This is a genomic window from Leptolyngbya sp. KIOST-1 (genome assembly GCF_000763385.1).
Lineage (GTDB): Bacteria > Cyanobacteriota > Cyanobacteriia > Phormidesmidales > Phormidesmidaceae > Nodosilinea.
Map to the genome: position 1 here is coordinate 1,130,668 of NZ_JQFA01000004.1, position 23,600 is coordinate 1,154,267.

The following is a 23,600-nucleotide window of genomic DNA, read 5'->3' on the forward strand; positions in this document are numbered from 1 at the left end:
CTCCCACGGCTAAATCCTTGATCAACTCTCTAGTTCTTCCAGTATGTTTCACATATTCAAAAATCGCCTTGAGATAACTGGCACCCTCACAACCATTACGGCCCTGCGTATCAGCCAAGGGCGCTCTACAGAGCCGATTGGGTCAGACCTGCCGGTTGTCAAAGATTCCTTAGGCAGACCCCTGATACCAGGATCAAGCTTTAAAGGAGCTATGCGATCCCGCCTTGAAGCGTTTATGCGGGGCATTGATCCGACTCTTGCTAAGGAACCCTCTGAGCTAGTGAGTCAGGCGATGAACTCCCATGTCAAAACCCTTAAAGAGCAACATAAGGATGATGATCAAGCGCTGACCAAAGCTTTAGATAATTTGACGGATGAGGTTTCTAAAGTATTTGGCACTCCTTGGCAAGCCAGTAAATTTCAGGTGCAAGACCTGATGGTAGAGGCTGATACCTGGTTTGGCCAGTACCAAGAGCGCGATGGGGTTGCCATTGACCGCGACACCGAAACCGCTTCCGATGGCAAACTCTACGACTTTCAAGTAGTGCCTGCGGGTACGTCCTTTGAGTTCAAAGCCGTGGTCGAGAATGCCGACCCCTGGGAACTGGGTTTGCTGATGGTGGGCTTGCACCAGTTTGAAGCTCAGCAGATCCCTTTAGGGGGCGGTAAGTCGAGGGGATTAGGTGTTGTCAGTCTAGAACTCGATGAAATGATTTGGGTAAATCCAGATGGTTCTGAGGCACTAGTTAAGTACTTAGAGCACTTAGTTAATAATCAGCTCCAGTCTTACAACAAAACAGCACACGAGATTCAGTCTCTTAAACGGGAGTGGTCTACAGCGCTCATTCACAAGCTAACCCAGGCCGTATCAGCGGAGAAAGCCCATGCATAAGCGCTTTGTAAACCACTGCACTATCAACCTGACGATTTCTCCCCGTGGGCCGGTGCTGATTAAATCTGGCAAAGAGGGAGCTGATCCCACCAAGCCCGATATGGAATTTGTAGAAACGTATCACGGCGGGGGGCGCTCTATTTACTTGCCAGGTAGCTCTCTCAAAGGGGCTTTGCGTGCCCACGCCGAGCGCATTGTGCGCACCATTGGTAGCGATCGCTTTCCTCCAGACTTACCAAACTTAGATCCCCAAGATGATCTGCCTATACCTCTATGGGCAACAGATCCATTGAATCAAAAAAGTTACAAGTATCTAGAGACGCCGCAAAAAGAGAAAGATACGCAAACCATTTATCGATGGTCATCGTTTACCGACCAGCTGTTTGGCAGTGTGGCGATCGCCGCTCGCTTGCGCATAGAAGACGCCTACCCAGACCCAGAGCAACCCAAGCCCCGGCTTGAAGAACGTAATGGGGTAGCCATCGATCGCGTCTTTGGATCGGTAGCAGTGGGGCCGTTTAACTACCAAGTCTGCACTGAAGGAGCATTTCGCACCAAAATTCACCTCAAAAACTTCACTCTAGAGCAGCTGGGGCTGCTGGGGCTGGTGTTGCGTGACCTGCGAGAGGGATGGTTTGGGCTGGGTTTTGCCAAGTCGCGGGGCATGGGCCTAGTAGATGTCAAACTTAACGACGCCAGGATTGAGTATCCCGGCTGTGTGCTGGAAGGTGGGCAGATCTACACCCTGGGCAGCCAGACCCCGTGGGAGGCCGTTGCCCTCAAAGGATCTGGAGCATTTTTGCCTGAGGCAGAGCGCCAAAACTACGGATTTCCCAAAAAAGATGTGCAACCACTCGATGCCTCAAAGGCAGAATTCATCCTTGAGGAGATGGACTACGGATTGGGAGTACGGCTTAGTTGGTCTGACAACCAGATTGATGACCTGTTTCGGATGGCGGTAGCAGCCTGGCGCAAACGGCTGCAGGAGGTAGCCGCGTGACCCAGGCACAAGAGCAAAACACTACCGATCGCCCCTTTGTCGGTGACAATGCCATTCCGCTAGACACCACCGCACTGGTAGCTCTAATCAAGCATTACGTGGCAGAGCCTATATGGCACTGCCTGCGTTGGCCTCACACCATTTCTCTCGGGGCAGGGTTGCCCAGTACCACGGTCCTTGATTGCCCAGAGGGACAGGTATTTAATCGCGATCGCGAGCTGCGCTGGAGACGGCGACAAGATACCTACACGGTGCTGCTACTCTCTAGCACCCCAGTTCCTGATACCGACCTGAGAGCACTAGTGAATCCTCAGCACCAGCGACAAACCTGGCAGATTCGCAACCTAAATGCTCAGTTTTATCCCACCACCGAAACCCGGTTTCCGCAGGGGATTACCTATCCTGACCGGCTCGACATCGGGCAGCGATACTTTATTGATGAGCAAACTGGCATTGTGCAATTTGTGGCATTGAGGGCTTTATAACATGACCGCAAATCGACCTAGCAAGCCTATCCGGCGATCGCCCCAATCTGATGAAGGGCCAGATAAGCCCTATGCTCTGGTGTCATTTCCTCGGGAAAAGCCGTTTCTTAAACCCCCAGTAGGGCACCATCGCTACAGAGCAGACGCTTACCACGGCACCCTATTTTTGACCCTCAAGGTATTGACGGCCCTGTATGTCTCGACCGGGGTGACAGCTTTGGGTAGTGATATGGGTAGTCGAGTACCGCTCGTTAAAACTATGGTGCAGGGCAGGCAGCAGCAATTGCTGATTCAGGGCAGTTCGCTGAAGGGCTGTGTGCGTGCCATCTATGAGGCCATTACCAACAGCACCCTGGCAGTCATCACCAACCGCTATCGGCAAAAAATGCCAAAAGAGCGTCTGCCCTGCCGCAGCAAAGATAGTCTATGCCCTGCCAGCCAAGTATTTGGAGCACTCGATTGGCAGGGGCTAGTTCACTTTACCGACGCCACTTGTACCTCAGCCAAGTCAGTGACGGGGTTTATGCCCTCGCTCTACCGTCCTCGACCCGAGGAGCGAGATGCCTACTATGACCGAGAGTATGCGGCGGGGCGCAAGTTTTATCGCCATGCGGTGAAGGCAGTAGATAAGGGCGATCGCGGTATTCCAGTGCAGCAAGCAGGTACAGAGTACGTATTTAAAACCCAGCTGCACTTTAGAAACCTGACTGAGGCGCAACTGGGGACGTTGCTAATTGCCCTGGGACAGGATTCGCAGTACCCCATAGCGCTAAAGCTAGGTGGCGGTAAGCCAGTGGGCATGGGGACAGTGCAGGTGTCGGTGCCGACCCTGGAAGTGACGCAAGACGTGCGCGATCGCTATGCTAACTACGACCCACCCGAAGCCGAAACCCTGACCGGCGAAGCGGTAACACTGTTTATTCAAAAAATGACCCAGGCCGCTAAGTCGAACCAACTGGTGGAGCTACCCCAGCTAGAGGAACTGGCGGAGATTTTGCGCTGGCCCACTGACCGCACTGCACCGGAGGGAATGTACTAATGCTGGCAACCGAAGAACTCACTGAGGCCCAGTGGCAGATTGCCGATGCGATCGCCCGGCAGCTAGTGATTGAAGGTACAGATGTGAATGAGTTCCGCAAAGCGATTAGCTATTTGCGCGATCGCCAGGATGAGTCAGACGCTGGCAAGAAGTTTTTTGACTATTTGAAGACACTGGCGCGTCATGGCAATGCGATTGGCCACAGCAAGCGAACACAGGGCTACTACCAAAGCCTAGATGCAGTGTGTAGTCAGTTTTTAGAGAACTATAAAGATGATGCCCCCAGAACGCTGCACATTTTGAGCTGGGCGGCTCGCCTGGTGCAGTACTACGACAAAGGAGTACCGACTGGGGAAATCGAGAAGCCCACTGTTTTTGTGTCAGAGCGAGAAGCAGAGATTAAGGCTATAACCGAAGCTCACAAATTTGAAGTAGGGCAGGAACTTGAAGCAGTTGTCACAACTATAAAGAACAGTAAAGTAACCTATGAAATTTTGGGGAGCATTAAGCTTACTCAAAGAGAGCCAAAAATAGCAGATAAGGTACATGAAGGGCAAGCTCTTAAGGTAGCGGTTGCTGAGCTGAAGGAAAATGGATCAATCAAAAAAGTGAAAGCTGCTATAAACTAGCTTTGAACGACTTCACAACAGCATGAAAACATAAAAATGCAGCTAATAATCTCGGGCAATCCCAACATAAAATCAATTCAAAAGGTAGTGTATCTGGCAAACAAATTTTATTCTATGAAAATCACAAACGTGCTTTTCATAGACAATGTTTCTTCTGTAGAAGATGAAGAAGGAAATCAAGTTCGTCAAGGATCTATTTTCGATCAGCAAGGTAATTCGTAAGCGTCCCTCATCGAACTTTCTAAGCTAGAGAGAGAGGCTGACCATGAGCCTCCAGAGAGTCCTCCTGCTCGGGCTCAAATTGAGGAAGTAAAGATGGCGCGGGCCGGTTCAACCGAGCGGCGGCACAGGTTTGACTGAGGAAGGCCAAGACATTGCGATGCTGAGCCTTCAAGGAGGTGACCACCGTCAGCATGCGCGAGACAAACTGACTTCCTCCATGAGACTGGGAGCCAAAACTGGTGCGCCGCCAGATCACCGCTGGACGCAACGCCCGCTCAGCAGCATTGTTGGTCGGCTCCACCCCTGGGGTCTGCACAAACGTCCAAAGGGCGGGTTCTACCTGTAAGAGTTGCTGGCAGGTGCGGATGGTTTTAGCTAGCGGCGTCTTTTCGGCGATGGCGATAGGCAGGGCTGTCGCCGCAACGAGTTCAGCCTTAAAGCCAGCCCGCAAGGGTTTGACGAACTCGATAAAGTCGGAGCGTACCAAGGTGCCATCACGCACCCGGTGCCACCAGCGAAATAATCGCCGCTGCCGCCTCAGCAGCGCCCCAATCAGGGTTGTTGCTGTTGGGTGAAAGGCAGGGTTCACCCAACCTCCGAGAGCCCAAATTTTTGGGCTTGACGCTGCCCTAGATAAAACTACTTGCCGCCGTAGAAATAGGCGATCTCTTTGTCTTTGAGAGGGGCAAAGTCGGCGGCAGCCAGCATGGCGTTCAGCTCATCCTGGGAAAAATGCTTGGCCCCAATTCGCACAATCCGCGATCGCATGGAGTTGGAGACACCGCTGCGCTGCCGCCCGGCTTCTTTCGCCATTACCTGGTGGTAGAGGTCGAGCTTGGCAGGGGGAATGGGGGTGCCGTCGAGATCGATGCCGGCTGCGATCGCGGCATCAACGGCATCGGCCCCGGTGGTGGGAGTCTGAGACATGGCGGTTTCTGCTAGGTGAATCGTCTCAAGATCCTACCAGACCGCGATCCCCGTCGTCAGGACGGAACCGCCGCAACCGGCTGATGGCCCTCAATTTCTTTGACCACGCGGGTTTTGCTGGCCCGCAGGTGCTGGGTGATGGCGCTGACGGCCACCTCCGAGTTGCGGCTGAGGATGGCCTCGTAGATCTGGCGGTGCTCCAGGCGAATATCGAGCACGTTGGGGTTTTGCTGGAGGGTCTGGATCCGCAGCAGGGCCATGGCGTCAAACAGTGAATCGAGCAGCGACACCAGCCGCCGATTGCCCGAGCTTTCGGCAATCAGGTGGTGAAACTGGTAGTCCACGTTGAGCAGCCCTTCGGGGGAGAGGCTGCCGTGGCTGTTGGCGGTGGCCCCCTCGGCCTGGGCCACGCAGAGGGCAATTGCCTCCAGCTGCTCCGCTGTGGCGTGGGTACAGGCCCCGGCCACCGCCAGGGCCTCCAGGGCCAGCCGACAGTCGTAGAGTTCTTCGGCATCGGCGGCAGTAATGGTGGTCCCCCGCAGCCCGCCGCTGACATCGGCGGTAACCAGCCCGTCCTGCTGGAGCTGGCGCAGCGCCTCGCGCAGGGGGGTGCGGCTCACCTGCAGCCACTCGGCCAACTGGGTTTCAACCAGGCGATCGCCTGGGGAGAGGTCGCCGGTCAAAATCGCCGAACGCAGCGCGTGGTACACCTGCTCGTAGAGCGACTTGCTGCGGTTGATGATCGGTGAAGAGGATAGAATCACAGGGGGTTTAACCTCTGGCGCAGGTGGAACACTGGCCGATGCCAGTGTACTGAATTTCTATAGACACCCAACCCTTCTTGCGCTATCCCCAGGGCATGGTGCCTGGGGCTAAGGCGCTATGCGGCGACTTCAATGTAGGCGGAGGTGGTAGAAGGTTGCGGAACGTCTAAGCCTTCTAGCTTGAGGCTTTCGAGATGAAACTCGATCGCTTCACGCATGTTGCTTTCTACCTCAGCCCGAGTCGTCCCAGTCGAAATACAGCCCGGTAAATCGGGGGAATAGGCCGAAAAGCCTGTCTCAGTTGGTTCAATGACGATCAAATATTGAGTCACGACTTAATTCCCGGTTGTTGCAAACTCGGATTCCAGCTATCTCGATCTCGTCGCTCATCGCTTCACCTTACCGGGACTCCTAGCCCAAAATCCCTAAGCCTTCGTTAAATTCCTGGGACGGTTACGGTAATTCTATTGAGGGAGAGCGCAATGAGATAGTAAGACATTATATAGATAGTGTTTCTATTGAGTCAACGCTGGTAGAAAGGAATGAACTACACCAAGCAATCCCTAGAATTCTGAGCGAAAAGTTGAAGTTTTATAATCGATCACAAATAGTTGTTGATCTAACCAATGGAGACAAATATATTTCAAGCACTCTGTATGCATCTGCAAGTTTGTCCCAGATAGAGAACTTGTTTTTCTTGGTTGTGAATCGGGATAAATTTAATACTCCACCGGAAGAGCTCTCTGACAATGATTACAGAATCGACGTTATTTCTCCACTGAGCAACTTGGAAAGCATCGGGAAATACACTTTTTTTGAAATTTTTTACTACAAAGAAAAAATTTCTGAGTTGACGGCGAAATTCAGTGATGTAGAATTCAAGAGTAGTTTCTTGAGGAATCAGCTAAAGTTGCAATTAGAAAGCTGTATTGACAGCTATTTTCTAGAGCAATATCCTGATGCTATTGCTAAAATCAGCCAAATAATCGAAGAAATTTCTCTTGAAATTCCTGATCAAATAAAGCAGATCGCTGCAGGGGAGATAAAAGAGAAGACCTCCCTTAAGACTTTGGATGACTCCATTAAATGGCTAAGGAGTTATTTTTGTGAACCTCTTCGAGGCAAGCGAAATAAAAGCCTTTCTGAATATGAGCAGCAATTGAAAGAACTGCAAACCTGTGACAAACTTATGGATCTGGTCAGGGTACACAGAAACATAAGCGGGAGCATGTCAGGTTTGCAAGGTCGGCTGAAACAGGTGAGGATGCAAGTGTTGACCTAAAGGCCTAACTGATGACCCCTGAGAAAGCCACCCAACTCAAAACTCATCTCGCAGCAATCGCTCAATTGCTCTACGAGGAGAGCGATCCGGCTGACATGCAGACTCTAGAAATCACCACGGTGAACAGCATCACCCGCGTATCAAAGCGCTGAAAGCCGTAGCGAATGGCCAGATCGCCCAGCCCGCCGCCGCCGACTACCCCCGCCATGGCTGAGTTGCCAATCAGGCTGATCACCATCAGGGTGAGGCCCAGCACCAGGGCGGGCAGCGACTCTGGAATCAGCACATTGCGGACGACTGGCAGTGGGTAGTTGACCACCGTACACGCCAAATCTTGCGCCTTCCACCAGGAAGTTGTTGATCCCGAGACCCGCCGTCCAGCTAAAGTCGTCTCCCCCGGTGAACGAGGTAAACGCCCCGTGGCCAGCGATAAAGAACCCGCCAAAGTTGAGGTTCACCAGCCCTGCAAAGGTATCGGTGGCGGTGGGAACCGCAAAGCCAGCGGCCGCACCATCACTGTGCAGATAGGCCGCCGCTAAATTGAGAATTCCAGCGTTGACCAGATTAAGCTGAGCGATGTAGCTCTGGTTTCGGGCAGCGGCAATACCAACGGCAGGGTTGGTAGCACCGCCAGGATTCGAAGCGGTGTAGCCCAAGTCCAGAATCAGGTTGTCGGTGAAGGCGATGTTCAGGCCAACGCCAGCACCGTTAGACGTGCTGCCAAAGGTGTCATAGAACTGAACGCGACCCGCGTTGGCCACGGAAGGGCCATCGAAGGGGCGGGTAGCGGGGTTTACCCAGTCCCTGCCAGCGTTGCCTCGCGCAGAAACAGTAGCATTGATGCGGTTGCCGAGGGGAAAGCTGTAGGCGAAGGTGGTGACATCGACGTTAAAGCCACCGCCAGCAGCGGTAGCTAGACCGCCCAGAGGGTTGCCGGGGCCACCCGTGATAGCGTTACCATCCCCGGCCTGTAGACGAATGCGCAGGCGATCGCGACCGGAAAAACTCGTGTCAAAGTTCAGACGAGCCCGAGAGGCAACACTGGTGCTGGTTTCGGGAGCCAGGGTGTCAAAGGGCGTGATTAAGTTGAATACCGCCTCACCGCGCAGTTTGGTGGTAGTCGAGAACTGCTGAGCCCGCAGGGTCGCGGTTTCGGCTTCCAGAGCATCGACACGACCGCGCAGGGTGGCCAATTCGGCTTGGAACTCTTGCTGTAGGCGGCGGATGGCAGCCAAATCTTCGGGGTCAATGCCCGATTGGGCAATCAGGGTAGCGATCACATCCAGGCAGGCGTTCAGACCGGCAGCAAACTCAAAGCGGGTCAGGGCACGCTGACCCCGGAAGGTGCGATCGGGATAACCCTGGATGCAGCCATAGTTCTCCACTAGGCTTTGCAGCGCTTGGAAGGCCCAGTCCGAGGGCAGCACGTCGGTCAGTTCCGACACGCTGGTGATCTGAGCCAGTTGAATCGGCTCTTGATCGAAGCTGCCGACCTGGAGGGGCTGGGACTCGGCTGCGATCGCCGCACCCGACACCGCCACAGCAGCAGGCACCGCCAGCAGCGATTGCCACAGTAATTTAACCATTCGTTTTCCTCACACCATAGATAGATACGTTGGCGGGGCAAATATGCCCTGAATCAAATTCAAATAGATTGCAAATAAAATAGAAATATCTGGAGATACAAATACAAGCAATTTAGTTGCAAACCTCCCCAACCTGCGGGCTGCCCTTAGAGCGCGCTGCCTCCAGAACACCCCCCACCCCTACCCCATCACGCCAGTCCCTCAGTAAAGACCGACCAGCAACTCCTCCGTAGCGGCCCGCAGGGCAGTGGCGGCTCCGGCACTCATGTCGCGGGGGGCGCAGATGCGGTTGCGCAGGTAGGCATAGGTCATGGCTCCGATCGCGGCGATCGCCACCGCCTGGGGCGTCGATGTCTCTGCCCCCCCGGTGGCACCGCCGATGACGGGTTCATCCCCTCGCAGCAAGTGGGCGGCCAGGTGGCGCAGGTGGGTATCGACAATGTCGCCCAGGGCCAGATCGGTGATGGCCAGGGCCTGTACCCCAGAATTTTTGAGGATGTCGGCGATCGCCGCCTCGCGGTTGTCGGCCAGTCGCTCCGCCGCCTCCGCCCGGTAGGCCAAGTCGGCGCTGTCTTCGGGGTGGAGGGGCAGGGGTTGCCCCGTGGGTTCCAGGCCAAAGCGACGGCGCAGCAGCAGCACATTAGTGGTGTCGTCGGAGCGCACCCGGTGGTAGGCAGGGCGGCGGCGCAGGGCCGTAAACCAGGCATTGAGGCGCGGGTAGCGGGGGTTGCCCCTGAGGCTGTAGCCCCGGTAGACTGGCCCGCACGCCGCCAGCGCCCGCCGTGCGGGTCTGGCCCTGGGCACCGTAGGGGGTTGACCAGTAGTCGCCGCCGCTGGGGGCGGTGACGCCGATGAGGATAATGCGATCGCGCAGCCGCTCCAGATTCACCTGCCCATTCAAAAGCTGCTGGAGAGTAACCGTCGCCGCGATCTGGTCGGGAGCCGCCAGGGCGCGGTAGTTGAGCAATAGCTGGTTGCCGCCGTTGTCGATCCGTTGCAGCCCACCCGTACGCTGGTTGAGCCGGGGAAACACCACATCGCCAATGTGCAAATTGCCCTGGGCTGTGAAGCCGGGCGATAGTCCAGCCTGGTTGAGGTAGTGAATGGCCACCAAGGCTGCAAACCCATAGGACGACTGACAGGGCGAAACCGGATCGGGGGTCAGCGTTAGCAGCTGCCGCCTGACCAGGCCGTCAGATTCTTCAACAAAGTCGCTGAAGCCGACCTGGGCGAGGGGTAGCTCTGGCGGCGGACTGATGCCGACCGAGCCTGCGATCGCATCCCGGCTTTTGCACAGCCCCACCAGATTGGGCTGCTCCAGCGCTGCCACCAGGGCCGGGTCGCTGGCCGGAAAGTCACGGTACAGGTCAAGGCCAACGATTCGGGGCTCACTGTTGGCCAGGATGGTCAGAGCCTGGTGCAGGGTCGCATCGGCCACCGAACCCCGTCGATTTGGGGCGGTTTGAGATTGAATGTCGTTTTCATCCACCGTCACCACCACCAGGCGAGGGTCAGGGGTCTCGGCTGGGCGCGATCGCATTAAGGCGTCGTAGGCCCACAGTTCGGCAGGTTGCAGAAGGCCGACCCAGCGCAGGGCTAAAACCGTGGCGGTGAGGGCCAGGGTTCTCCATACAGTTCGACGCTGGGCGGGTTTTAGTGGAGGCCGCGTCATCGGAGCGGGCTTCACGGGCTGACCCGCTAGCTGGGGCCAGGTGGGGGGCACCTCCGCCGGATTTTGCACAATCACCGGCAGCCAGGCGGCGCAGCTGCCCAGCTCACTCAGCCCATGGAGCTTTTCGCGGGCTTCGCGCACGGCGCTGTAGAGCGGTGTGCCCTGGGCGAATGCGGCTAGAAACCCTTTGAGGAATTGGTGGGCGATCGCATCGGGTACCGGCTCCCGCATCACAATGGTTTGGGGCAGGTGCAGATCGGCCAGATCCCAGGCCAGCCCCAGCCCGTCGCAGGAGTTCAAAATCGCTAGCTGTAAGCCATTAGTGATGGTGCGTTGCAGGGCGTATTTGAGCTGCTCAATGGTCAGTGATTCAGTGGGGTTGACCTGGATTTGTAATTACCTCCGCAAGCATCGCCACCGCATTGTCAATTATGACTATTATCAACGCGAGCAAATCTGCTCGATTGGCTCAGGGGCGGTTGAATCGGCTATCAAGCAAATCAGCCGCAGAGTCAAAATCTCAGGGGCCCAGTGGAATGAGGACAATGTTCCCCAGGTGCTGGCCCATCGTTGTGCTTATCTCAATGGAGCCATTGGGTTACAAAGGTGACATGCTCCCAACATAAGCTCTCATCCCTATGATTTTCTGAGAGGAAAGGATGAAGCGAGATTAGTTATTAATACATCACTATACGTTCTTGAACGAGTCGAAAAAACTAGGATTTTCTCCGAATGAAATATGTCGGCATTGATGGCGATGACGTAGGGGCAAGGCTTGAGCTTGGATTTCTGAAAAATAGAGAAGAAGATGTTAGACTGCTTAGCAAAGAAGTAGATAAGTCTATTTTGATTATGAGTGAAAATCTTCAGTCTTTAGGCATGGAAGTCATTTTCTTCTCGGGAGATAGTCTTTTGTGCAAAGGAGAAGACTTGGACACGAATATGTTGGTTGAATTGATTGAGTCTCAGTCAATTACATTCAATTTTTCGGCGGGCATTGGAAACACGTTAAGAGACACCTATCTTGCTTTAAAGTATGCAAAGACATCTGGGAAAAGCAGAGTCGTGATATTTGAAGATTCAGAATACAAAGTCTTGAAAATTAATTGAGTTTATTGATATTTTCGGAAGTATTGATGCGGTTTTCAGCCTGAATAAGATTTTTTCAATTCTCTATTTTCCCTCTCACCCACTGCCGAAATGATCGCATCGCCCGATTCCGCCCCTCCACCTGGCTCTGGGCCACATAGGTAGGAATTGCCGCTTGCAGCGACCAACCCGGAAACGTAGGGCTGTTGTCTACCTCCACATACTGGCCATCCAAAAGCTGATAAATCCGAATGGTTTTTCCGACCCGCCGCCAAAGCTCAGGTACGCCCAAAGCCGCATAGGTATCTGGATGCGTGCGGGAGGTAATATCCACCTCCAGAACCAGATCCGGCGGTGGGTCTACAGTCAAATCTAGCCGGTTTTTGCCGCGCACCGCTGCTTCATTTTGAATGTAAAAGCACTGATCAGGCTCAATACCCTTCAACATGGTGGCGTTCTTAAAGGTCGTTGAGCCTAGACTGCGAAACTCAATGTCGAGCTCTTCTAGCAACGCTTTTATCAAATCGCCAATGATTTCCTTGTCCGACTCATGTTCCGGCAATGGGGCCATAATCTCTAGCAAACCGTTGGCATAGGCAATGCGAGAGCCGCGCTGTTCCCCCAGTTCGGCCAAAATCGCCTCAAACTCATCCCAGCTCACATCGTGGAGCAGCAATCGCTGCCCTGGGGGCACATCTAGCTGGCGTAGCTGTAGAGTAACCATGGGCAGACATCACAAGAGTGAAAAAGGAAAAATGAAAAAAGTAGGGCATAGCCCGTGCGAAGCAGAACGACCTTCGAACTTACCTTAATCTTATCTCCCCCACTTCCCCTCACTCCCCTTCCCAAGGCAAACCCAGCTCAGTAGCTAGAGCCATCGCCCGCTCAAACGCCGCTCCCGCCTTTTCTCGATCGCCCATCGCCTCATACAGCAACCCCAAATATTTATAGGCCGATGCCTCCAGCGATCGCGCCCCTTGCTCTTGGAGGATGCTGATCCCAGCTTGCAGATTGGCCAGGGCAGCATCGTATTGACCCACCTTCGTCAAGGTTTCGCCCAGGTTCGCCAGGGTCAACCCCTCGCTTAACGGAGCGCCAATCTGCTGCGCAATCGCCAGGGTCTGCCCGTAGTGCTCTACCGCCTGCTCATACTGGCCCAGCTCACTCTCAGCATTGGCCAGGTTCAGGTTGCCCAGGGCGGCAGCTTCAGCTCGCTTTTCGCCAATCTGACGCGCGATCGCCAGATCCTGCCGGTGGTAAATCGCGGCCTGACTGTAGTCGTGTAACTCGTCGTAGACGTTGCCGATACTGCCCAGGGCTGCACCTTCCCCAGCGATATCGCCCATGGCTCTGACCAGAGCTAAGTTTTGCTCGTGATATTCCAGGGCCAGCTCGTAGTTGCCCATCTGCATGTAGGTATTGCCTAACCCCTGCAGGGCGCGGCTAACCCCTGGCCGATCGCCCAGGACTTTGGCTAGCTCCAAATGCTGCTGATGGTAATCGAGCGCGGCCTGAAACTGTCCCTGTCCGTGGTGAAGGTTACCCAGGTAGCCCAGTGCGTTGGCCTCACCCTGGCGATCGCCCACCTGTTGCGCGATCGCGATCGCTGCTTCGTAGCACTGCACCGCCTGAGAATTGTTACCCACAGCGCTGTAGGTGTTGCCCAAGTTGCTCAGCGTCTGCCCCTCGCGGGTGCGATCGCCCATCTCTCGCACAATCGCTAACTGCTGCTGCAACGCCTCAAATGCCTCGCCGTAGTCACCCAATGCGTGGGCCACCACCCCTAAATTGCCGAGGGCTAATCCCATTCCTAGCTGGTCACCAATGGCTTTGGCAAGCGTCATCTGCTGCCGGTAGCAGTCCGCTGCCTGGGGATATTGGCCAGTAACGCTGTAGACATTGCCCAGGTTCCCCAAAGCGTGCAAAGTGCTCTGGGAATGCGCCAGGCTTTGGGCGATCGCTAGATGCTGACGGTGGTAGGCCAGTGCCTGCTCAAAGTCGCCGGTAGCGAAACAGACGTTGCCCAGACCGCCAAAGGCATTGCCTTCGCCCATGCGATCGCCGATCTCCCGGGCAATTTGTCGCTGCTGATCAAAATAGTGGGTTGCCAGGTCATACTCCCCCAGGCTATAGCAGGCGCTGCCCAGTCCGCCCAGGGCGTTGCTCTCCCCCTGGCGATGGCCAATTTTCTGCGCTAGGGCCAGGTGTTGCTGGTGACAGGTCTTAGCCTGGACGTACTGGCTCAGGGCGTGGTAGCAACTGCCCATATTGCCCAGGGCCGATCCCTCCAGCTCCAGATCGCCCTCCGCACGGGCCAGGGCCAGATGTTGCCGATGGTACTCCAGTGCAGTCGCGTAGTCGCCCTGGGACTCGTAGATATTGCCCAGGCTGCCCAGGGCAATGCCCTCGCCACTGCGTAGGCCAGCTTCACGGGCAATGGTGAGCCATTGCTGTTGGTAGTCAATGGCGGCGGCGTAGTCGCCCTGGGCGTAACGAATTTCGCCCAGGTGGCTCAGCACCATACCTCGATCTACGGGGCCGCCGACGGTTTGGAAAATGGCCAGGCTGCGATCGCAATACTCCTGGGCCTGCCCATAGTTACCCTGGGCCTGGTGCACCGCCGCCAAAAATTGCAGCAAGCGCCCTTGCCACACCGGCTCTACACAGTCCACCAGCGCCTCATACAGCTCCCTTTGCTCTGGCAGGTAGCCCCATAGCTTGAGCTGGTAGTGCAGCTGCGCCTGGGTGGGGGTATCCAGTTCGTGCAGCATCAGGCTCAGCGCCCGCTGCCATTCTTCAATTTCGCAGAGGTGATGAAAGGCTTCCAGGTAGCCCTGCACCTGTTCTAGGTTTGAGCCCGTCGCGGGGGGTTGGTAGCGGGTCAGCCAGTTGACAATCGCCTGCCAGTGGGTGCGGCGGGTGCGGGGTTGCACGTGGCGAATGCGGGCCGGGTCAATGCCGAGGGCGGAGAGCACGTAGAAAGAGGGAAAAACGAAGAACGAAAATAAGATTAAGCTTTGGCGCGGTTGGAGAGAGTGACGAAAATAGCGATTAGTTCGTTGGCCTCATCTGTTAAGCTAGTCAACTTCTGAGGTGCTACGAGATTAGCATCGGCAAGCAGTTCTAGCCAGTACACAGACTCTTCTAGCTCTTGGAGTCCGCCACCTACTTTGCTGATGTACTCAGCTTTGGAGCGCGATCGCACAGCTTCTCGGTAATGTGCCCCTACGGAGGTACCACTCCGTAGAAGCTGTTTACCCAAAATCTGAGCCTCGGTGCTTTTCGGCAATGAGCCATAAAGCTTGATGATCCGTAGGGCAAATGTCTTCGTTCGCTGCCGCAAGTCTTCCGGTTGAGGATTTTGGCTAACGGGCATTTCTAACAGGTAGTTCAGCTTGCCTAGAGTACCCAGAGGGGAGAAAGAGAGAAAAAGGAAGAACGAATAACGAAAAGGTTTGGCCAACATGCTTGAAGTTGACAGAGGGTTTTCTCTTTTCGTTTTTCCCTCTTCGTTTTTTTTAGTTCCGTTTCCGTCCCCTTGCGGGGTAATGAGATTTGAACGCGCCAATCAGACTGGCCTAAACTTTGGCTTTTTTGGCAAGGTTTCCGTCCCCTTGCGGGGTAATGAGATTTGAACCTTCGACCCTCGCCGCTACCATCCTGCTGTTTGGCGTGTTTCCGTCCCCTTGCGGGGTAATGAGATTTGAACCTTCATCGACCAACAACACAGTGGTCGCAAAATTTACATTGTTTCCGTCCCCTTGCGGGGTAATGAGATTTGAACCTTCAGAAGGTATGAGCTGGAACGACGTCATGTTGTACGTTTCCGTCCCCTTGCGGGGTAATGAGATTTGAACCGCAGTAACCAACGCTCCCGAGCCTACTCCTGCTCGTTTCCGTCCCCTTGCGGGGTAATGAGATTTGAACACTACCACGACTACTGTGTTTGGCCTTGTTTCTGTGTTTCCGTCCCCTTGCGGGGTAATGAGATTTGAACGAGTGCTATTCGTGTGGGTGGCCTGCAGCAGAGGAGGGTTTCCGTCCCCTTGCGGGGTAATGAGATTTGAACTTGCCCTTGGGCATACCCGGTACCCAACCCAGGGGTTTCCGTCCCCTTGCGGGGTAATGAGATTTGAACCTGGGTCTACTTTCGGCAATATCTCGGGCTTTGCGTTTCCGTCCCCTTGCGGGGTAATGAGATTTGAACCCTACGGGTCAGACCACGCGCACGTGACAGGCTTGAAAATGTTTCCGTCCCCTTGCGGGGTAATGAGATTTGAACTGGAGTATATCCGGAATTACAATAAGGTTTGGACCCTGTTTCCGTCCCCTTGCGGGGTAATGAGATTTGAACAAGATGAAATCCCCGTAAATTTTGATGTAACCTCCTCGTTTCCGTCCCCTTGCGGGGTAATGAGATTTGAACCAATATAACACAGTGGTTATCGGAAACGAGCAGTATGAAGTTTCCGTCCCCTTGCGGGGTAATGAGATTTGAACGCTTTTAAATAAGCGTTATCAGGGAGCTCAATACCAGTTTCCGTCCCCTTGCGGGGTAATGAGATTTGAACACACAAATGTTGGTGAATTCACATCAGCTGTGATGGTTTCCGTCCCCTTGCGGGGTAATGAGATTTGAACGGGACAAAGACCAAAGCGTCCCCTGCCCCAACGGGTTTCCGTCCCCTTGCGGGGTAATGAGATTTGAACCACAATTCGGTATACCTTCAACGGTCAGCCAATTAGTTTCCGTCCCCTTGCGGGGTAATGAGATTTGAACAAAAGGTCAGGCCCAGTTTCAAACGCTCCTGGAAGTTTCCGTCCCCTTGCGGGGTAATGAGATTTGAACAGCACGTCAAGAACTGCAAGAAGCTCGCCAACAAGTTTCCGTCCCCTTGCGGGGTAATGAGATTTGAACGAGACACATGGATGATGCGACATGAGATTAGCTGGTTTCCGTCCCCTTGCGGGGTAATGAGATTTGAACAGGTGGTCCGGGCTACTGCCCGACCATCGGAACCTGTTTCCGTCCCCTTGCGGGGTAATGAGATTTGAACATTCGACGGTGAAGTATCCTCTTTTGAGGAACTGCAGAGCGTTTCCGTCCCCTTGCGGGGTAATGAGATTTGAACCTCAGAGGAGCTCGCAGAGAACGAGGTTGAGACTGAGGGTTTCCGTCCCCTTGCGGGGTAATGAGATTTGAACCCCCGGCCTCTAGAACCCTTACGGGACAAGGGTTCTAGATAGCCATTTTCGTGGGGGTCTAACGGAAGGTGAAATTATTGCGAATTGCTGTCAACAGACACCCTGAGAAATAGGCTGAAAGCCTTACAGGGTAAGTGATTCGCGGGGGTCAACGAAATAATGCGGTTTTCAAGGTTCGGCAGACCCTAACGAAAGAGTCAGCTATACAGCGATATTAGCCAAATAATTTGCCATTGCCAACAGAAACCAATCATTTCTCAATATTTTGACGATTGACGTGCATCAAAATGTCGCGGAGAACACCGCTTTTGCCGTGGCAGTTCAGCAACACGACCTCTCCGTTAAGCGCTCCTGAGGCTTGCAGGCTATAAATGGCGCGGGTTAGAGGGTGGCTCATGTAATCGGCAATGATGACGATCAGGGTGCAGCAGCTAAGCTTTTTCTTGAGTTTGCCCTTGCGGATGCTGGCCTCTCGCAGCGGCGGAATCGTGACCCAGTGTTTGAGCCCGTAATGGGTGGTGAGTTCTTTGATCACGCTCCGCCGGGTGGCGGGGTGCCCACCCACCAGACCTAGGACGATTAGAGATAAATCTGGCGTCGGGGCTTCTGGGGCGGCATGGAGCGCTGGACAGGGCACCACGCTTTGGAGTTGGACGGGGTTGCCATGGGCTTGAGCCAGGTAGCCCATGAGTTCTTGAAGCTGCTGTTCAAGTTCCCAGACCTGCAGTTGCAGGTCGTCGCGTTCGTCTTCGGCCTGCTTCTTGAGCGCTGCTAGGCCCCGTATTTCTAGATTGGCCAGTCGTTGATTTTCTGCGGACTCTTGCTGCATAAGGTTTTGCTCGGCTTGTAGGGTCGAGAGGTGTTTCATCAGTCGTCGTTTGTCTCGGCGGTCTTTGCCCGACACTCCGTCAATTAAGGGCTGCAGCCTGGCCTGCGACGCTAGATAGCCTTGCCCAAGCCAGTTGAGGATGAGGTTTAGCATAGGCTTACTCCAGAGGTTTGACCCAAACAGAAGCGTTGTCGGCTAACCGCTCCAGGGCGGCAAAAATGGTTCGATAGTGGCCAAATAGCTCTTGTCCGGCTTCAGTGTCTAAATACCCGCACCGAATAGCGACCTGCACCCAGGTCTGCATCTCTGCCGCCTCCGCTTGGGCATCGCTGAGCTTAGCCACAAAAGCCTTACGGTAGCGACGCTTGCCCCAGGCCTCGGCAATGCTGGCACACACCGATCGCGATGCCGTCAGCGACTGCCGGGTCAGCAGGTCTTTCTCTTCCTCCGGAAACCCTCGCGAGAGGCGGTAAATATCCATCGAGCAGTTGAATGCCAGTTGATAAACCTGAAGCTCTTGGTAGCTGTGAATGAAGTCGTGCATGGTGGTTGTCCCTTTAAAAGTGAAGATAGAAAAGGGAAAAACGAAAAGGAAAGAGAGGAAAATTCATCCTGCTGTTTACGAATTACGCCTTTCGTTCTTCGTTTTTCGTTTTTCCCTCTTTCCCATCAGGCCGTCGCCCGCCAAATCGCCCCCCGGCTCCCCTGCCGCCGCTTGGCCGTCGCCATCGCGCTCGCCATCAGCTGATCGAGGGCCACATAAATGCAGCGATAGCGGTCATACAAGCCTTGCCCCACGTCAGCCGTGAGATACCCAGCACCAGTAGCCGCTTCAATCCAAATTTGCATCTCGGCTGCCTCCAGCTGAGCCGTGCTGAGATGGCCGATCAAGGCTTCCAAATTGCGTCGTTTACCCCAGGCCGCAGCAATATTGGCGCGCACCGCCCGAGATGTCGATAGGAGCTTTGCCGCCAGGTACGTATCGAAACCCTGAGGAAATTGTTGGATCAGGCGATATAAATCAACCGAGCCTTCAAAGGCCAACTGATAGACCTGAAGGTCTCGAAAGCTGTGAACAAAGTTCTGCATGATGATTTCTCCGGTCAGACAATAAAGGCCACGTCGTCAACTTCTCGCTGGGGCTGTAGCCCCAGAACGAGCACTTTTTTGCGATAGCGAGGTGAAAGTGGATAAAAGCGCACCTGGTCTTCTTCGGGCTTGATGTAGCGGCTGAGCTTGCGTTGCAACATCTCCCGCTGATCGGGGGTCAGCACACACTCAAACACCGACTTCTGCACCCGCATGCCGTAGCCTTCGAGGATGTGCGCTACCTTGTTGCGGCGGCGATCGAGCACGATGTCGTAGGTGACGAGGTAGAACATTACTTCTCCATCCTCATGGGTCGATACACCGGCTGCTCACCCATCAAACAGGCCACATATTCCCAGACCTGCAACTCTAAACAGCGCCGATAGCTGACCTTGTAGCCCGTATGGGGATGGGTTACGCTCTGCTGCAGCTTCTCCTCCCAATGCTTGAGAAAGCGCTTCATCGCATCGGGGTGTAGGTAAACTCCGCCGCGTTCATCGGGGGGCGTAAAGTCGTCCGGCTTGAAAATGTTGGAGTTGATCAGGTAGGCCACCAAAGAATCCACCGCAATGGCGCGAAACTCTTCCACCAGGTCGCACACCAGGGAGGGCCGGTTGGCCTGGGGCTTGTGTAGATTGCCAAAATGGGTGTGCAAGCCCACCCCCTCGACCATGGCATGCACGTTCTGCGATAGCAGCGTGTAGCCCAGGCTCAGCAGGCTGTTGACTGGGTCGGTGGGCGGGCGGCGGGTGCGCTTCTCAAACTCAAATTTGCCCTTCAGCAGCGAGGCATAGGCCTGAAAATACTGGTTGGCCCCAGTGCCTTCGTAGCCCAGCATGGCCTCCACCGAATCGGCGGTGGGCACCGTTTCCATTAGCTCCGCCAGGGTGGCTATGGCCTGGGTCGCCCTCTCGGTCTTGCGCCGTCGGTTCAACCGCAGCAGCAAAATCCGCGAGTTGTGCAGCTTGCCGACAATGGTGCTGGCCGCCTGGGTGCGAATAAAGTCTGGGTCTTGAGACTTGTAAACCTGCTGGGTCAGATACTCCAGCTTGGCCTGCCCGGTGGTCTGCAAACGGCCAAAATAGCGGCCCTTATTCGACAGGTATAGCAGCGGAATGCGCCGTTGTAGAGCCAGCCGCACCGCCCCGTGCGACACGGTGCAGGCTCCAAATAACACCACATGGCTAATCTGGCTGGCAGGTACTGAGCAGCGCAGCTCCTGCTGATGAAATACTTGAAACTGCTGCTGCTTGACCCGTAAATAGGCTCCCTGGTCGGTCACGTACAGAGTGGTCATGCCGTCCCTCCAATATTCGTCAGTGGATGATTTCGCTATGGGCTGGGGACTTTTCACGATGCTGCACACCTTCGGCGGCCCCCACACCGCCTTGGCCGTTTTCTGCTTTTTGCTTGCTACCTTTTGCCTTTCTGGCGGTTCCACATCACCCCCTTGAAACCGATGCCCCAAAAACACAAACTCCTGATCAGGCGGAATGATCTGGGTCTTCTCGGGATGCAGGGTGAGGTAGAGGTCTTCAATCCAGTCCTGCATAAGGGCCAGGGATCGGCTGGCTTCGAGGTAGCTCTGGCACACGGCCACGCAGTCGTCGCCGTAGCGCACCAGGGTGATATCGGCCTCTAGGCAGCGGCAGTCAAAGTCGTTCAAATACAGGTTGGCCAGCGCCCCAGACAAAATGCTGCCCTGCAATACTCCCTGGTTGGGGCGATAGAAATGGCCATTGATCACCATCCCCGCCTTGAGCTGATGCTCAATCCACCGCACCCACAGGGGCGGCAAGCCTAGCTGATCGAGCTGGTGCAGCAGCACCGGCCAAGATAGAGTGTCAAAAAACTGCTGAATATCAACCTTAATCACCCAGGCCGGGGAGTGACGATAGCGCTCCATCACCCGATCGACAGCGGTATAGATCGAGAGGCCGGGGCGATAGGCAAAAGCCGCATCGCTAAAGGCATCCTCCAGCTTGGGATAGATGCTTTGCAGCAGATAGCGCTGCACAATCCGATCCTTCACCGTAGGGATGCCAATCAGGCGATTTCCCCCACTCTTTTTGGGCAGGTAAAAGCCCTTGGCTGGGCTGGCGACATAGCGCTCCTGCCGCATCTGCTGATGCAGCAGCCGAATTTGCTCCTGGGCAATGCCCCTAAACAAATCCACCGTCATGCCATCTACCCCAGCGGCCTGGCTGCCCCGTTCGACCAGGTGCCAGGCGGTGGCGAGTTGTTCTCGATAGAGGTTCATAGGAAGAAAGAAGAATGAAAAACGAAGAACGAAGAAGGTGATTGGGTTGGGCCAGTGGCCTCCTCTGGTTCACAGGGTCATCCTCGCAAGGGGGTATCTGAACTCAGCCCTGAGTTGGGACTGAGTTTGGGACTGAGTTCATGCCTGAAGAACGAAGAACGAAAAAAGAAGAACGGAGATTGGTGGGTTGCCGATTCCACAGAGCTAATAGCCAACAGGTCTGCCTATTGAGAGCACAGCCAAAAGGAAAGATAAAATTGAGCCACATCCGCCTTTTCCCTTTTCGTTCTTCGTTCTTCCCTTTTCCCTCTTTCCCCCATGCCCCGCTCCGTTGCTGTTCACCCCCATCACAGGCAAGCTGTGGCGATCGCCCTAGAGCGCAACGGCTTTCTCACCCAGGGCGATCTGGCGGCTCATTTGGAAATTGCGCTTTCTACGGTGAGCAACTTTTGCCGGGGGGTAAAGGTATCGATCGCCAAGTTTGAGGAGATTGCTGAAGCCCTGGGCTTGGAACCGAGAGAGCTGATTTTGGCTCCAGGAGAGACTCAGGCAGCTGCGTTGGCGAAGCCTCTCGGGACGAGAATCGCTGAGGGGTCAGCATCACCGATGACCTTCTATGCCTATGACAAGGGCTGGGTAGGTCGAGAGGCGCTGATAGCGGAGTTGACGGCTCAGGTGCAGGATCGCTGTCGTCTGCTGATGATCACAGGCATTGTTGGGGTGGGCAAAACGTCTCTGGCCGAGCGGCTTTCGCTGGAATTATCGGCATTCGGAGTGCCCCTGAGAGAGACCGTGGAGGCCCAGGAGCAGGTGCCCGACTTTGGCAGCTTTGCGGCGCGGATGCTGGAAAAGCTGGGGGAGGCCGTCACCCCAAGCGATCGCACCGACCGACCCCAGCTTTTGGCCCGCCTGGTGCAGGCGCTCCAGACCCGTCGCCAGCTACTGCTAATCGACTCTTTGGAAGAATGGCTCCAGGGCAACGAGCAGGAGGGCTGGAGCGAATTTAAGGATGAGGGGTTTTTGCAGTTTTTTCAGCAGGTGCTAGCCGCTGACAGCTTCCAGAGCCGCATCATTCTCACCTCGCAGGAGTTGCCGAGCCAGTTGCTGGCCCTTGGCACTCGCTACCGCAACCACTGGGCTACCCAACTACTCACGGGGCTATCAGCCTCCGAACAACTGGCCCTATTCGACAAGACCGGGCTAGCCGCATCCCTTGATGCTGAGGGATACACCTACCTGGCGCGCATGGGCCATGCCTACGAAGGACACCCCCTGGCCCTGCGGGTGATCGCTGGCGAGATCGGCAGTCGGCCCTACTTTGGCAATGTGGTGGCCTACTGGCAGCGCTACGGTCGAGAGATTGAGGCGGTGGAGGGTGCGATCGCCGCTGCTACCGCTGGCCAAGCCGTTGGTGCCGATGACCGCTGGCAGCTCGATCGCTTTACCCAAACCCTACGCCGCAACGTGCGCCAGCGCCTAGAACACACCTTTCAGCGCCTCCGCCAAGAGGCCAAATTTGCCTACATTTTGCTCTGCGAGGCAGCGGTCTACCGCTGTGCCGTACCCGAAGACTGGTGGCTCAGCCATCTAGACTACTGGGACTGCGCCCCAGAAAAAGCGTCACTGGCCTTGGATGCCCTGCGCGATCGCTTTTTGGTCGAAGATGCGATTGAGTCAGAGCGCTACACCCTGCGACAGCACAGCCTGATTCGCAGCGTTGCCCTGGAGCATTTCAAGCACCTGGATGAACTGGTCTAAAACTTTCCTTTTCGTTCTTTGCTTTTCGTTCTTCGCTCTTCCTCCATCCTGCTATATCCTGAGTCAGCCCTCAAAACGCCATTCCCATGAGTACAGTGTCTCTGGTTGACTTTGCTCTGCCGCTACTGGCCCAAGCTCCAACCCCCTCACCTACCGCTGAGGTCGAGCTGCTGAAAAGCCAGCTAGAGTTTGTCTTACAGTTGAACACCGTTTTCCTGGGCTTTTTGGCGCTGCTGGGTGGGTTGCTCACCTGGTTCTTCAAGAGCAATCTAGACGATGCCCGAGAAATGGCCACCCGTATGGTGCGCCAGGAGCTATCTGACCACATCGAACCGCTGATTCAAGCTGAGGCGCGCAACATTCAGCGCACCTTCCGCACCGAGCAAATTATCAGCAACACCGTGGTGGACTACTACGTCCCTGCCCCACCCAGTAAAGAGCCCTTGGAATACGCCCTGCTGACTGGACGGGGTTTCTCGGATGTGCGCCTGTGGCACCCAAATCAAAAACCTCAGGGGCGATTGGGCAGCGTTCTAGTGATTGATTTTGTCAACTGCGAAATTTTAGCAGTCCCCGAGATTGCTTCCCCCGACGCGGCGGTACGAGAGGACGGCTATAAAAAACGCGATGCTCTGGTTAACGAGTTAATCCAGGGGCTGATCGAGCTTAGGATTGGTCGCCCAATTTTAGTTGTCTATGTGCGCCCCGGCCAGGGACGCATTGGGGCAATCGACCTGCTTAGCCAAACCTTCCCAGAGGATGTGAAATACTACTCCTCAGCAAATACCCCAGTAGCCCTGATGGGGGCCGTGGTGGATTCAGCTTATGTGGCTTATAGCGATCGCCAAGTGGTCCCTTAAGCATGCCATCCA

24 protein-coding genes, 2 pseudogenes and 1 CRISPR repeat array are annotated in these 23,600 nt (G+C 55.1%); of the genes and pseudogenes, 11 read left to right on the top strand and 15 right to left on the bottom strand.

Annotated elements, in window-relative coordinates:
- Window positions 1-43: 43 nt before the first annotated feature.
- From csx7 to NF78_RS22030, 5 genes are read left to right on the top strand one after another with little or no spacing between them, the layout of a single operon-like run.
- Window positions 44-892 (top strand): CRISPR-associated RAMP protein Csx7, encoded by an 849-nt coding sequence (gene csx7, locus NF78_RS22010; RefSeq protein WP_035991672.1) that lies wholly within the window; start codon window positions 44-46, stop codon window positions 890-892.
- Entirely contained in the window at window positions 885-1,892 is a 1,008-nt protein-coding gene (locus NF78_RS22015) for an RAMP superfamily CRISPR-associated protein (protein ID WP_035991673.1), read from the top strand. Before csx7 ends, NF78_RS22015 begins: the two co-directional genes overlap by 8 nt.
- Window positions 1,889-2,377, top strand: coding sequence for a hypothetical protein (locus NF78_RS22020; RefSeq protein ID WP_052050837.1), 489 nt, complete (start codon window positions 1,889-1,891; stop codon window positions 2,375-2,377). Before NF78_RS22015 ends, NF78_RS22020 begins: the two co-directional genes overlap by 4 nt.
- A 1-nt stretch (window position 2,378) precedes the next feature.
- The gene (locus NF78_RS22025) at window positions 2,379-3,416 is read left to right on the top strand and encodes an RAMP superfamily CRISPR-associated protein (RefSeq protein ID WP_197064941.1); all 1,038 of its coding nucleotides are present in this window, start codon (window positions 2,379-2,381) and stop codon (window positions 3,414-3,416) included.
- Entirely contained in the window at window positions 3,416-4,045 is a 630-nt protein-coding gene (locus NF78_RS22030; RefSeq protein WP_035991675.1) for a hypothetical protein, read from the top strand. Before NF78_RS22025 ends, NF78_RS22030 begins: the two co-directional genes overlap by 1 nt.
- 241 nt (window positions 4,046-4,286) lie before the next feature.
- Here NF78_RS22030 and NF78_RS22035 read toward each other — a convergent pair.
- The 4 genes and pseudogenes from NF78_RS22035 to NF78_RS29940 form a co-directional block, all read right to left on the bottom strand.
- Window positions 4,287-4,814: pseudogene (locus NF78_RS22035) on the bottom strand (IS66 family transposase); the annotation flags it as partial.
- A 92-nt stretch (window positions 4,815-4,906) separates the two neighbouring features.
- The gene (locus NF78_RS22040; protein ID WP_035987051.1) at window positions 4,907-5,194 is read right to left on the bottom strand and encodes a DUF4090 family protein; all 288 of its coding nucleotides are present in this window, start codon (window positions 5,192-5,194) and stop codon (window positions 4,907-4,909) included.
- Window positions 5,195-5,250: 56 nt separating this feature from the next.
- Complete coding sequence (locus NF78_RS22045) at window positions 5,251-5,958, bottom strand: GntR family transcriptional regulator (protein WP_035987054.1); 708 nt, start codon at window positions 5,956-5,958, stop codon at window positions 5,251-5,253.
- Between the two features lie 116 nt (window positions 5,959-6,074).
- Window positions 6,075-6,290 carry a type II toxin-antitoxin system HicB family antitoxin gene (locus tag NF78_RS29940; protein WP_072016071.1) on the bottom strand — a complete coding sequence of 72 codons (216 nt, stop codon included), beginning with the start codon at window positions 6,288-6,290 and terminating at the stop codon, window positions 6,075-6,077.
- Between the two features lie 371 nt (window positions 6,291-6,661).
- On the opposite strand from NF78_RS29940, the gene NF78_RS22050 reads away from it, so the two are divergent.
- A complete protein-coding gene (locus tag NF78_RS22050) occupies window positions 6,662-7,240 on the top strand; it encodes a hypothetical protein (protein ID WP_225885396.1) in 579 nt (192 codons plus the stop codon).
- Between the two features lie 11 nt (window positions 7,241-7,251).
- The gene (locus tag NF78_RS33095; protein ID WP_156119961.1) at window positions 7,252-7,392 is read left to right on the top strand and encodes a hypothetical protein; all 141 of its coding nucleotides are present in this window, start codon (window positions 7,252-7,254) and stop codon (window positions 7,390-7,392) included.
- Here the strand turns inward: NF78_RS33095 and NF78_RS22055 are convergent.
- The 3 genes from NF78_RS22055 to NF78_RS22065 form a co-directional block, all read right to left on the bottom strand.
- Window positions 7,381-8,826, bottom strand: coding sequence for an iron uptake porin (locus NF78_RS22055; protein ID WP_081972834.1), 1,446 nt, complete (start codon window positions 8,824-8,826; stop codon window positions 7,381-7,383). The genes NF78_RS33095 and NF78_RS22055 overlap by 12 nt on opposite strands.
- Window positions 8,827-9,027: 201 nt before the next feature.
- On the bottom strand, window positions 9,028-9,489 hold the full coding sequence (locus NF78_RS31980) for a hypothetical protein (protein WP_052050838.1): 462 nt from the start codon (window positions 9,487-9,489) through the stop codon (window positions 9,028-9,030).
- A complete protein-coding gene (locus NF78_RS22065) occupies window positions 9,467-10,888 on the bottom strand; it encodes a CHASE2 domain-containing protein (protein WP_318655514.1) in 1,422 nt (473 codons plus the stop codon). The genes NF78_RS31980 and NF78_RS22065 overlap by 23 nt, the downstream gene beginning before the upstream one ends.
- 1 nt (window position 10,889) lies before the next feature.
- Between NF78_RS22065 and NF78_RS31460 the strand changes: the two are divergent.
- Together NF78_RS31460 and NF78_RS22070 are read left to right on the top strand one after the other, a co-directional pair.
- Window positions 10,890-11,108 (top strand): annotated as a pseudogene (locus NF78_RS31460) (ISKra4 family transposase); the annotation flags it as partial.
- A gap of 122 nt (window positions 11,109-11,230) precedes the next feature.
- Window positions 11,231-11,608, top strand: a complete 378-nt coding sequence (locus NF78_RS22070; protein WP_035991680.1) for a mCpol domain-containing protein — start codon at window positions 11,231-11,233, stop codon at window positions 11,606-11,608.
- A gap of 55 nt (window positions 11,609-11,663) precedes the next feature.
- On the opposite strand, the gene NF78_RS22075 is transcribed toward NF78_RS22070, so the two are convergent.
- The 8 genes from NF78_RS22075 to cas1 all read right to left on the bottom strand — a co-directional run bounded on the left by NF78_RS22075 (window position 11,664) and on the right by cas1 (window position 20,970).
- Entirely contained in the window at window positions 11,664-12,311 is a 648-nt protein-coding gene (locus tag NF78_RS22075; RefSeq protein WP_035991683.1) for a Uma2 family endonuclease, read from the bottom strand.
- Window positions 12,312-12,420: 109 nt separating this feature from the next.
- Window positions 12,421-14,562, bottom strand: a complete 2,142-nt coding sequence (locus tag NF78_RS22080) for a tetratricopeptide repeat protein (protein WP_052050840.1) — start codon at window positions 14,560-14,562, stop codon at window positions 12,421-12,423.
- A 35-nt stretch (window positions 14,563-14,597) separates the two neighbouring features.
- Window positions 14,598-15,053 (bottom strand): four helix bundle protein, encoded by a 456-nt coding sequence (locus NF78_RS22085; RefSeq protein WP_263970681.1) that lies wholly within the window; start codon window positions 15,051-15,053, stop codon window positions 14,598-14,600.
- 60 nt (window positions 15,054-15,113) lie between these two features.
- Window positions 15,114-16,792: direct repeats of the CRISPR family, unit length 35 nt; unit sequence GTTTCCGTCCCCTTGCGGGGTAATGAGATTTGAAC.
- 250 nt (window positions 16,793-17,042) lie between these two features.
- A complete protein-coding gene (locus NF78_RS22090; RefSeq protein ID WP_035991685.1) occupies window positions 17,043-17,774 on the bottom strand; it encodes a hypothetical protein in 732 nt (243 codons plus the stop codon).
- 4 nt (window positions 17,775-17,778) lie between these two features.
- Window positions 17,779-18,165 carry a four helix bundle protein gene (locus NF78_RS22095; RefSeq protein ID WP_035991686.1) on the bottom strand — a complete coding sequence of 129 codons (387 nt, stop codon included), beginning with the start codon at window positions 18,163-18,165 and terminating at the stop codon, window positions 17,779-17,781.
- Window positions 18,166-18,290: 125 nt separating this feature from the next.
- Window positions 18,291-18,710, bottom strand: a complete 420-nt coding sequence (locus NF78_RS22100) for a four helix bundle protein (protein ID WP_035991687.1) — start codon at window positions 18,708-18,710, stop codon at window positions 18,291-18,293.
- A gap of 14 nt (window positions 18,711-18,724) precedes the next feature.
- Complete coding sequence (gene cas2, locus NF78_RS22105) at window positions 18,725-19,003, bottom strand: CRISPR-associated endonuclease Cas2 (protein WP_035991688.1); 279 nt, start codon at window positions 19,001-19,003, stop codon at window positions 18,725-18,727.
- Window positions 19,003-20,970 carry a CRISPR-associated endonuclease Cas1 gene (cas1, locus tag NF78_RS22110; protein WP_035991689.1) on the bottom strand — a complete coding sequence of 656 codons (1,968 nt, stop codon included), beginning with the start codon at window positions 20,968-20,970 and terminating at the stop codon, window positions 19,003-19,005. The genes cas2 and cas1 overlap by 1 nt, the downstream gene beginning before the upstream one ends.
- Window positions 20,971-21,288: 318 nt before the next feature.
- Between cas1 and NF78_RS22115 the strand changes: the two genes are divergently transcribed.
- Both NF78_RS22115 and NF78_RS22120 read left to right on the top strand, forming a co-directional pair.
- The gene (locus tag NF78_RS22115) at window positions 21,289-22,728 is read left to right on the top strand and encodes an AAA family ATPase (RefSeq protein WP_081972836.1); all 1,440 of its coding nucleotides are present in this window, start codon (window positions 21,289-21,291) and stop codon (window positions 22,726-22,728) included.
- A gap of 86 nt (window positions 22,729-22,814) precedes the next feature.
- Window positions 22,815-23,588: a hypothetical protein gene (locus NF78_RS22120; RefSeq protein ID WP_035991690.1), complete on the top strand. Its 774-nt coding sequence runs from the start codon at window positions 22,815-22,817 to the stop codon at window positions 23,586-23,588.
- Window positions 23,589-23,600: the final 12 nt, after the last annotated feature.

Coding starts and splice junctions, on each gene's coding strand:
- NF78_RS22030 (WP_035991675.1), top strand. CDS start 3,416: ATGCTGGCAACCGAAGAACTCACTGAGGCCCAGTGGCAGATTGCCGAT.
- NF78_RS22090 (WP_035991685.1), bottom strand. CDS start 17,774: ATGCTAAACCTCATCCTCAACTGGCTTGGGCAAGGCTATCTAGCGTCG.
- NF78_RS22025 (WP_197064941.1), top strand. CDS start 2,379: ATGACCGCAAATCGACCTAGCAAGCCTATCCGGCGATCGCCCCAATCT.
- NF78_RS22100 (WP_035991687.1), bottom strand. CDS start 18,710: ATGCAGAACTTTGTTCACAGCTTTCGAGACCTTCAGGTCTATCAGTTG.
- NF78_RS33095 (WP_156119961.1), top strand. CDS start 7,252: ATGACCCCTGAGAAAGCCACCCAACTCAAAACTCATCTCGCAGCAATC.
- NF78_RS22075 (WP_035991683.1), bottom strand. CDS start 12,311: ATGGTTACTCTACAGCTACGCCAGCTAGATGTGCCCCCAGGGCAGCGA.
- NF78_RS22040 (WP_035987051.1), bottom strand. CDS start 5,194: ATGTCTCAGACTCCCACCACCGGGGCCGATGCCGTTGATGCCGCGATC.
- NF78_RS22095 (WP_035991686.1), bottom strand. CDS start 18,165: ATGCACGACTTCATTCACAGCTACCAAGAGCTTCAGGTTTATCAACTG.
- NF78_RS22055 (WP_081972834.1), bottom strand. CDS start 8,826: ATGGTTAAATTACTGTGGCAATCGCTGCTGGCGGTGCCTGCTGCTGTG.
- NF78_RS22015 (WP_035991673.1), top strand. CDS start 885: ATGCATAAGCGCTTTGTAAACCACTGCACTATCAACCTGACGATTTCT.
- cas2 (WP_035991688.1), bottom strand. CDS start 19,003: ATGTTCTACCTCGTCACCTACGACATCGTGCTCGATCGCCGCCGCAAC.
- csx7 (WP_035991672.1), top strand. CDS start 44: ATGTTTCACATATTCAAAAATCGCCTTGAGATAACTGGCACCCTCACA.
- NF78_RS22085 (WP_263970681.1), bottom strand. CDS start 15,053: ATGTTGGCCAAACCTTTTCGTTATTCGTTCTTCCTTTTTCTCTCTTTC.
- cas1 (WP_035991689.1), bottom strand. CDS start 20,970: ATGAACCTCTATCGAGAACAACTCGCCACCGCCTGGCACCTGGTCGAA.
- NF78_RS22115 (WP_081972836.1), top strand. CDS start 21,289: ATGCCCCGCTCCGTTGCTGTTCACCCCCATCACAGGCAAGCTGTGGCG.
- NF78_RS22070 (WP_035991680.1), top strand. CDS start 11,231: ATGAAATATGTCGGCATTGATGGCGATGACGTAGGGGCAAGGCTTGAG.
- NF78_RS22120 (WP_035991690.1), top strand. CDS start 22,815: ATGAGTACAGTGTCTCTGGTTGACTTTGCTCTGCCGCTACTGGCCCAA.